General features: G+C 45.2%; 8 protein-coding genes. 4 read left to right on the top strand and 4 right to left on the bottom strand.

Annotation, left to right across the window (positions count from 1 at the left end):
- Nucleotides 1-46: 46 nt before the first annotated feature.
- Nucleotides 47-412 carry a DUF4156 domain-containing protein gene (locus tag GV64_RS23285; RefSeq protein WP_020582435.1) on the bottom strand — a complete coding sequence of 122 codons (366 nt, stop codon included), beginning with the start codon at nt 410-412 and terminating at the stop codon, nt 47-49.
- A gap of 455 nt (nt 413-867) precedes the next feature.
- Between GV64_RS23285 and GV64_RS26030 the strand changes: the two genes are divergently transcribed.
- On the top strand, nt 868-1,104 hold the full coding sequence (locus GV64_RS26030; protein ID WP_020582434.1) for a hypothetical protein: 237 nt from the start codon (nt 868-870) through the stop codon (nt 1,102-1,104).
- Nucleotides 1,105-1,124: 20 nt separating this feature from the next.
- On the opposite strand, the gene GV64_RS23295 is transcribed toward GV64_RS26030, so the two are convergent.
- Both GV64_RS23295 and GV64_RS23300 read right to left on the bottom strand, forming a co-directional pair.
- Complete coding sequence (locus tag GV64_RS23295; protein WP_020582433.1) at nt 1,125-2,405, bottom strand: HlyD family type I secretion periplasmic adaptor subunit; 1,281 nt, start codon at nt 2,403-2,405, stop codon at nt 1,125-1,127.
- The gene (locus GV64_RS23300; protein WP_020582432.1) at nt 2,402-3,010 is read right to left on the bottom strand and encodes a hypothetical protein; all 609 of its coding nucleotides are present in this window, start codon (nt 3,008-3,010) and stop codon (nt 2,402-2,404) included. The genes GV64_RS23295 and GV64_RS23300 overlap by 4 nt, the downstream gene beginning before the upstream one ends.
- Before the next feature lie 249 nt (nt 3,011-3,259).
- Between GV64_RS23300 and GV64_RS23305 the strand changes: the two genes are divergently transcribed.
- From GV64_RS23305 to GV64_RS23315, 3 genes are all read left to right on the top strand, one after another.
- Nucleotides 3,260-4,525, top strand: coding sequence for a TolC family protein (locus GV64_RS23305; protein WP_020582431.1), 1,266 nt, complete (start codon nt 3,260-3,262; stop codon nt 4,523-4,525).
- 62 nt (nt 4,526-4,587) lie between these two features.
- Nucleotides 4,588-6,030 carry a hypothetical protein gene (locus GV64_RS24080; protein WP_020582430.1) on the top strand — a complete coding sequence of 481 codons (1,443 nt, stop codon included), beginning with the start codon at nt 4,588-4,590 and terminating at the stop codon, nt 6,028-6,030.
- Nucleotides 6,031-6,043: 13 nt separating this feature from the next.
- Nucleotides 6,044-7,030 carry a M23 family metallopeptidase gene (locus GV64_RS23315; protein WP_020582429.1) on the top strand — a complete coding sequence of 329 codons (987 nt, stop codon included), beginning with the start codon at nt 6,044-6,046 and terminating at the stop codon, nt 7,028-7,030.
- Between the two features lie 140 nt (nt 7,031-7,170).
- Here the strand turns inward: GV64_RS23315 and GV64_RS23320 are convergent, their stop codons facing one another.
- Nucleotides 7,171-9,264 (bottom strand): peptidase domain-containing ABC transporter, encoded by a 2,094-nt coding sequence (locus GV64_RS23320; protein ID WP_034844504.1) that lies wholly within the window; start codon nt 9,262-9,264, stop codon nt 7,171-7,173.
- Between the last annotated feature and the right edge of the window lie 17 nt (nt 9,265-9,281).

Genomic DNA, 9,281 nt, shown 5'->3' on the forward strand with positions numbered 1-9,281 from the left:
GTTCATTGTTATGAACTCCATATTTATAGTTGTAGATAGGTAGGTCTCAGTTAATGTGTAAACCATTATTACTTGCTATCTTCACCCTGCAATCGTAAGCATTGGCCATCATAGTGACCGAACTCAAAAAACCAAATGGCCTATACAGGTAAAGAGTATCCGCTCCCATATCCACAGCCTTTATACTCATCTGATTGATAGTACCCCAAACCATATCCCGATCACTGTGCAGCCAGTAATCGTAAAAATGCCCTTCTGAGCCATAAACCGTACCTTTAAGTTCACAGCCTTCAATACGATCCGTTTCGTCCCAGACAACCTGAACTTTTCCGGACTCTTCCGTTGGAAAGGTAATGCAGCCCGTCAGGCTCAACGACACCATCAGCCCAAGAAGGCACTTCTTAACAATCATAAGGGTTATCAATCAGATGAGAAATGTCGGCAGTATAAGGAAAAGCAGTAATAAGAGAATAAGTGAAAATCACCCAAACCATCTGAGCAAGAGTAAGGTGTATTGCAAAAAATAATGCCCCGACTGGCGGGGCTATAATCTCAGTACTTCCTCGTTGTTGTTATTATTTCCTTGGGGTGGCCATCCTTGGCCTGTACTTCCTTCCTGGAACCGGTACTGAGTTGTTTCCTTTCAACGTTATATATCCACTTTGCATGCCAACTCTATCTATTCTCTTGACTACCAATGGCTGGAAGAAAAATCACAAATTTACAAAATCTATATATTTGGGTATTTGTTACTCGCTACTGTCACCAAGAGAAACAAATAAACAGAGAGTGCTATCTTAATAGCGACCTTTTTAACGAAATCCTTTAGAAACTTTCTAACTGGCAGCTATACAAAAGGTATTTTTAATGGAAAAAATGTTCGAGCGCTTGCAGTTCGGCTCATGTGAAATATGTGGTTTAGCTCAGCTACCCGAAGAATTATCCTGTCTCATGGTACCGCTAGATGCCAAAAGAGTCCGTTTTTTTACCTTATTTTATTGTTCTGATAATCCACTCTGCCACAATAAAGCCCTTGATAGACTGTCAGAAAAGGAACGACAAGCTCAACATCAAAATACCCCGGTGTTCTTTGGAAAGATTTAGTTCAGTTATCCCCATAACACTTATGTATCTGTTGCCGTAAACCGTATTGATTCCGATAAAGGCCCCATTAAATACCCCAGTAATGTCCGCTTTCCTGCCAAGATGTTTAGCTCAACAGTCATTCCCGGTATCAACTGACTGTTTTCATCAAAACCCGAACTTTCTGTTTCTATCATTGCCTTGTAATAGTGCTTCGCAGTGACATCATCCTTATAGGTATCCGCGCTGACTTCCAGAACCTTACCTTTAAGAGAGCCATAGGTCGTGTAATCGTAGGCAGACACACGAACATTAACCTCCTGCCCCGGCCAGACTTTCGCTCGATCATAAGGAGCCACCATCGCCTCTACCATCAGTGGAACACCATCTGGAACAATTTCAGCCAGTACTGCACCTGGCGGCACCACTTCACCAATAGTATTAACGTGCAGAGTATGCAGGGTGCCGGTAACAGGAGCCGCTACTTTTTCACGAACTTCCCTTTCCCGAGAGGAACGAATCTGCTCCTGAATCTGGGCTATTTCCAAGCGTATTTTGTTGTAATCATGCTGCGCTTCTTCACGAAAATCATTAACCAGCTTGGTTTTCTTCAGTTGTAACTCAGACAGACGGGCATCAATCACTGGAATCTGCTTCATCGACTGGTTAATTCGGGTTTCGATCTTCAGCAGCACCATCTTTTTTTCCAGCTGATTCTGAACTGAACCTGCTCCTTTACGCAAAAGAGTCGAGAGGATATCCAGTTGCTTCTGGGCAACTGCTCGCTCGTTGTTCATATCGTTGATTACCTGACCAAGCTCTGAAAGCTGGGCTTCTTCTTTATTGATCTGCTGACGAACAATGGATATCTGCCCATTCAACTTTTTAATACGCTTTTTATGCAGTTCCAACTCATTGAGGTAGTATTCGTCATTCAGCGATATCTGCTCAATGGAAGCGGTGAGGTCTTCTCCGGTCATTTCCGCATACAGCCGTTGTGCCTTTGCAACCAAGCCTCTGAGCTTCTGCTTCAGAATACTGATGTTTTCGGTCAGGGTAGGATTCATTACTGAAAACAACACCATATCCTTGCTGACACGCTGCCCTTCTGTAACGTGTAACCCCGTGAGAATGCCACCTTCCAGGTGCTCAACGACCCGGTTATTACTGAATGTTGTCACTCGCCCATCACTCTTAACCACGACATCGATTTCAACAACGGCAGACCAGATCAGAAAGAACAACACGATAAAGCTGATTGTAAAAATAATGGAGTAGCGGGTGAATAATCGATATTGCATACGGTTCAGCAGTGGTTTCATGACTCTTTCTCCACTACTTTGATGATGACTTCATTACGCTGGTCAGTTCCGGAATCATCCAGTCTGATTTTAATATTCTCTGAAGGGATACCTAGCTTGGTCATAATGGCCCGAACCAGTGTTATTCGACTGAAAGAAACTTCATAGGTAACCGTTTTGGCAATTCCGGGATCATTAAGCAGGCTGATAATGTAAATCGTCTTATCCTGAATACTGTCCAGGTTTTCTTTCAGCCACTTATCCAGCTCAGCTCTTGCCGTTTCAGCCAGACGGGAATTAAAATCCTGATACTTAATGCGTATCAGTTTATCCTTAACATCTACGCTGGCTTGACTCTCCAGCTGAACTTCCAATGCTTCAGAAATAATTTCCTTATCAAAATCAGCCTCCACAGAAGCCTGCTGCCCTATATCCAAAGCATCCCGGGTACCCGCACTCTTTTTATCGGTTTCAATGGCAGATTTGGCGATATCAAATCCCACCTGCACACTCAGTGCCGTGACTACCAGAATCAGTACAACCACCAGAAATACGAATACAAGCAGCGTCGTTGACAACGCATCCACAAATCCAGGCCATGGGTTACTTTCGGGTTGTTTCGCCATTATGCTCCACCGGCGGATCAGCAGAATTTGGATTAATGACTACCTGAAGAACCGAGCAGGTCATCAGTACAAGCGTGTCGTCCGAAAAATTGTCTTCTTATTTATCGTCTAACCTCCCTCCTTCTTGATGAACACTGCATTTTTTGACCACTTATAAAGTGGTGAAACCTCATTACAGTTCTCTCTGTTCAGGCCGATGCAAATTGGGATGATTTCCAGCATAAAACGGATACAGACGGAACTAACCTTATGAAGCTGAAATGTCTGGTGGGGGTTTCTTCACTACTGTTTCTGGTCCCAACTCATGCACTCACATTGACAGAGGCAGTTGAAAGGGCTCTGGAGTTCAATCCGATTGTCAAATCTCTCGGCGCCTCCGTTGATGTGAATAAAGCTCGATTAAGTCAGAGCTATTCTGATTACCAACCCTCGATTACCTGGCAAGCTGAAGCTGGCAAAACCCGAAGCACTGGTAATAAGTGGCAGGACAAAACCAAATCCACCGTGATGCTCAACCAGGTTCTGTACGATTTTGGCCGTATTTCCAATACCGTCGACTCCAGAAAGCACAAGCTGACCGCCGCAGAGCATACGTTCAGTGACGGAAGTGAGAAGCTTGCACTGATTACGACCAAAGCTTATCTGGAAATTCTCAAGCTTGAAGAAGTTATTGACTTTATTGAAGAGAACATCGCCTTTTATAAGCGTTTCCTGGGTATTCTTGAAACCAGAAATGAAGCAGGCGCAGCCAGTAAGTCTGATGTTCAGCGCCTGACCAGTCTGAGCCAGAATGCAGAGCTGGAGCTGATTCAATACAAAACCGATCTGACATTTGCCAGAAAGACATTTAAAAGCCTCACAGGCATCGAACCTGATAATCTGACCACTCCGGTGCTTGATGGCATTGTGATTGAGCATTCTCTGGAGCAGCTGGTCGCATTTGCCATTAGCAAGAGCTACCAGATCCAGGCGCTGAAGGCCAACATCAATTCTGCTGAAGAGAACAGAGACAAAGCTAAATCAGACCTTTATCCATCATTCGGTATCAAACTCGAAACCAGCAGGGAACACTCCCTCGACACATCAGAAACCTGGAAGACCACAGAATCGGGTTTAGTAACCATGACCTATAAGCTCTGGGATGGTTTTAAAACCCGCCGTAAAGTGGATGAAAGTAATGCCAGAGTGATGCAAGCAGAGTATCGCCTGCGGGAAGCGGCATTAACTCTGGAAAAAAAAGTAGAGGAAGCCTACAGCTCAACTTTAAAGCTGATGGATGAAAAGGTCGTGAATGACCGAGCGATGGAAACCAACCGGGAAATCGTTGACCTCTATTACAAAGAGTTTGAATTGGGTGAAAAAACATTGCTGGACATAACCACTGCCCAAGGCGATTACCACATCAGTCGAATTCAAAGCGCTGTATTCCAGTATGACTTTTACAAGAGCGTATTAGACATCCGTTTTTATCTGAATGATGTCATCAATACGATTCGAAGTTTGCAGGATAGCTAAAGCCTTCTGAACCCAAGCTTACTCTGGATTAGAGAAAAGCAGACAAAAAGGTAAACAGGGACATGTCTGAGCTGCATATTGCCGACCCGAAGAGGATCGTTGGCTTTCTAAAAAAGATGAGCTGTGTTGTTGTTGCTACTGTAGCACTGGTTTACTTCACCCGGGATTTCTTTGGTCCAGCCCTGATGTCCAACCTGCCACTGAACGGCACCATCTTGTTTGTTTTTATCCTTGGATCTTTTCTCTGCTTTCTCTATGTTACTCATCTGAAAGATGATGTATTGGTTATATCCAGCCTAGATGACATCCTTTTTGGGGATGAAGAGAGTCAGCCACCCAAGCTGAAAATGCACCTGATGTCGACAACCGTTGTTCTGCTCAGAAACAACGTTGCCTCATTGGGCCTGATCAAACTCTCTGCACCAGCGACCAGAGCACTGATCGACTCTCTTCAAGACAGCCTTGATGAAAAGATTGCCTTTATTCGTTACTTCACAGACTTACTGGTTTTTATCGGACTGCTCGGTACCTTCCTCGGTCTGACCATTACCATCGGTTCCATCGGTGGTATCCTGGCGGACCTGGCTCAGGGCCTAGGTGGTGATGTTGATATTATGACCACTCTGGTAAAGCTCATCAAAGGTCTTGAAGGCCCTCTCGGTGGTATGAGTACTGCGTTCGGATCATCGTTGATGGGGCTGAGTACTTCCCTAGTATTGGGCATTCTTCAACTCAACCTAAATAAAGCCAGCAGCTACTTCTCTTCAGCTATGGAAAACTGGCTTGCCCAGCATACTGTTGAGCACCTCGCCGGTGGTGGAATGAGTGTTGGTGGTTCACAGACTATAAGCACTGCCCAAGCACCAGTCATTGATAACAGTCAGTTAAGTCAGATCAATCAGCAGCTGGGTAATATATCCACTATTTTGAAAGGCATTGCAGAGAATGGCTCTATCGGTGAAAAACAATGGACAACACTGACGGATCTGATCAGCAGCAACCATAAAGAAATGATCGAGCACACATCCCTGATCACTGGTTCCGTAAAACAGGCAGGGGAGCACATCGAAAATGTAGCCGAGCTTCAGTCTGGCCAATTAGCAGAGACAGAATTACAGCGCAAAGAAACTGAAAAAATCCGCCAGTTATTCACTACACAGACCGATGCCAGTATCGAAGCGCTTGGAGCAGTTCAGGAAAGCAAGCACCGTCTGGTTCAAATTGTCACAGCATTGCTTAATGAGCAGAAAACGCTTCATCAAAGCCAACTGAAGACCAGTGAAGGCATGGCTGGAGTAAAGGATACTCTCAAAGAAAAAATCGTCAGTTCCTCAAAAGAATTCAATGATGTTGCCAGCCAGATAGATGGGTGCTCGGAGCAGTTACAAAGCCTCTCAGAAATTGTTCAGGAAGAAAACCAGAAAACAGAGAAACGCCAGTCCAGACTGGACAAGCTTTTCAATGCCCTGACTAAGGCAGTCATTGATCTCAAAGATAAAATCTAAAAGCTGATCATTCGTGAAAAGACAACTCCCCCAACTACTCTGGTGTCTTGCGGCATCAGTTGCAGCTGCTGAAAGACCAGAATTTATATTCCCTGTAGATTGTGACTATGGCATTGACTGCGTCATTCAGAATTATGTAGATAATGACCCGACAGAGGCATATAGGGAATACCAATGTGGCCAGCAGACCTATGATGGCCATACCGGGACTGATATCAGAATCATCAATCTGCCTCAAATGAACTCAGGCGTAGCAGTGCTGGCTGCTGCTGATGGAAAAGTCGTTGCAACCCGTGATGGGGTCGCTGACACATACCTTGATCGTAAGAAACGTGATGAAATCAGTAAAACCGGGCTTGGAAATGCGGTAGTTATTGAGCACCCAAATGGCTGGAGAACTATTTACGGACACCTCAAAGAAGGTAGCCTGATGGTTCAAAAGGGGGACATTGTCACCAGCGAACAAAAGCTGGGAGACATTGGCCTGTCAGGTTTAACCGAGTTCCCTCATGTCCATTTTCAAGTTCAATACCTTGGACAAACAACAGATCCCTTTACCGGAATACAGCGATTCTCCGTATGTGGAGATAACACTGACAACCTCTGGAGTATGGATGCTTTCAAGCAGGTAACCTATGAACCTGGTTTTTTACTGGATCATGGGTTCAATGACCAACCACCTGCAAATTATAAGGATATAGAAAGCGGTGAGTTTAATAACGGTATTGATGAAGGCAGCGATCACCTGTTCTTTTGGGTAAGACTCATTGGACTAGCAGCAGGCTCTCAAATAACCCTGAACATCACGTCACCAGATAACGAAACGGTAAAGTCCAAAACATTTGATAAACTCAAAACAAGTAAGGCACAAATCTTCTATTACGTAGGGATCAAAAATCCGGAAGAGCAGTCTGGGAACTGGGTTGGCGAACTGATTTTGAAACAGCCATCACTACCAAAAAGTAGAAAGTCTTTCTCTTATACCAATTCCGCCTTCTAAATATGATATCGAGCAAACTATTATGGACTGCTGGGCGAGGCGGAATGACGAGTAATAGCAGGGCTATTGCGAGGAATTCCAACGAAGAGCCAGCTGTTCAGAATAACTGCGCAGTTCATGTTTAGAAGGTGGAATTTGTATTACATCGTCGATGCTGCAGAAGATTGAGAGAGTTCGTCTAAAACACGGTTTCGGCTGTCATCAGCAATGATGCGCCCTTCTGCCATCACAATAATCCGATCCACCAGCTGTAGCAGATTCATCCGATGTGTGATGAGAATCAGGGTTTGGTTCTCTTGCATCATACCGGGCAAGCGCTCACAAAAGAGTGTTTCAGTGTAATTATCATAGGCGCTGGTTGGCTCATCCAGAATAGTAAGTCGACTTCGTCGCAGAAGAGCTCGGGCCAGACAAAGCGCTTGCCGCTGGCCACCGGAAAGATTTTCCCCACGCTCAAGCACTCGATGAGCATACCCGCGGGAACACTGACGTACAAAGCTATCGATGCCTGCAACATGACAAGCCTCATCCAAACGTTCCGTGGATACAGAGCTTTTACCAAGCATCAGGTTGCTTTTCAGCGTACCGCTGAATACTGATGGTTTTTGTGGTGCAATAGCGCAGTGGCTTCGATAATGGTCCAGATTCAAATGACACAGATTCTGCCCATCAATCAGAATATTACCTTCTGAGGGCTCAACCAGTCCCTGAAGCATTCGGATCAACGTACTCTTACCAGAACCTGAGGCACCCAGTATGGCAACACGCTCTCCCGGCTCGATCTTAAGGTTAATATCCTTAAGAACCTCAGACTCAGAAGCAGAGTAGCGATAAGAGACCTTGTCAAATTCTATAAAGCCTCTAAGGGTGGGTACATTTATCTTGTCGTGGCCATCATCTTCACCAGACAGGCCAAGTAACTCATTAATCTCTCGCAGTGATTTCAGGGAGAAGCTCAACCGGTTAACAGCCATGGCCAGATTCATCAATGGCGCAATGGCTCGGCTACCCAGAATAATGCAGGCAAATAGTGAGCCTGGGGAAATATTGCCACTATGAATTTGATAAACTCCAAGAACCAGCATTCCAATCACAACGCATTGAGTCGCACTGGCTACAACCGTATTGAGTAAAACATTCGACTGCTTACTCATTAATGAAGCGCTGGCCGAGTTAGTCACCAGCCCTCGCCAGCGAGCCAGGGCTTTGCGTCCTGCTCCCAGTGTTTTAATAGCCTCCAGTTCTGAGCTGACTTCATAGAGGAAAGTGCTCTTCGCATTATTCACCTTGGTCAGTTGATTTGCCTGCTCACGCGAACGCCGATAGCTGAAGATCGTGATGGGTATCAGGCAGGCAGCAATGACCAATGGAACCATCACCATTACTCCACCAATCAAACCAATGACCAGGGTGAATAGCAGGAAGAAGGGGACATCAAGCAGTGACAGAAGCACCGTACCAGATAGAAATTCTTTAACTTTGGCAAAGTTCTCAATGGCATGGGTGATTTTGCCCGGAGAGTCTGGCAGCTCACTCTGTTTCAACTGAACCAGACGACCAAGAATAAATTGTTCACTTCGCTTCTCAATAATGCGACAGGCATCATCGACAAAAAAACTACGAAGCCAACGCAAGGTAAAGTCAAACGCTACAACGCCAAGCATCCCAAGACTGATGGTCAACAACGTATCGGTAGCAAACGTCGGTATCAACTTGTCAAAAACCATATTGGTGAACAGTGGGAGCGCCAAGGTCAACAGGTTGACCATAAACGTTGCCAGCAACACCTGAGTGTAATGGGGCCAAAGCTCCTTCATCTGCTCTTGAAACCAGCTTGGCATCAGAGAACGGGTCAGAGACGCTTTTTCTTTTTGATCACTAAACCGGTAAATGATGCCTGAGTAGACATTAGCAAGCCTCGCAACAGGCATCCAGATCCCAATGTTGTGCTTGCGGGATGTAACAAAGCATTCGCCCTCACGGATCTCCGTGACAATCATGAAATGCTTTTTCTTTAACTGGAGAATACAGGGAAGATCGTCTTCTGAGAGGTCAATCAGATCTCTGCGGCTTTTTAAAACATTAAGACCACAATAAGCAGCAGCCTTCTCAAGACTGCGAAGATCAAAGTCCTGCCCATCCTGAGTCAGGGTTTCAATATCCTCACTGACAATATCTGCGCCAATATAATGACAAATTGCCAGGAAGCTCTCTTTGAGGTTGAATTTAAGCATAACAGCCACTGCAATCC

The organism is Endozoicomonas elysicola (genome assembly GCF_000710775.1).
GTDB lineage: Bacteria > Pseudomonadota > Gammaproteobacteria > Pseudomonadales > Endozoicomonadaceae > Endozoicomonas > Endozoicomonas elysicola.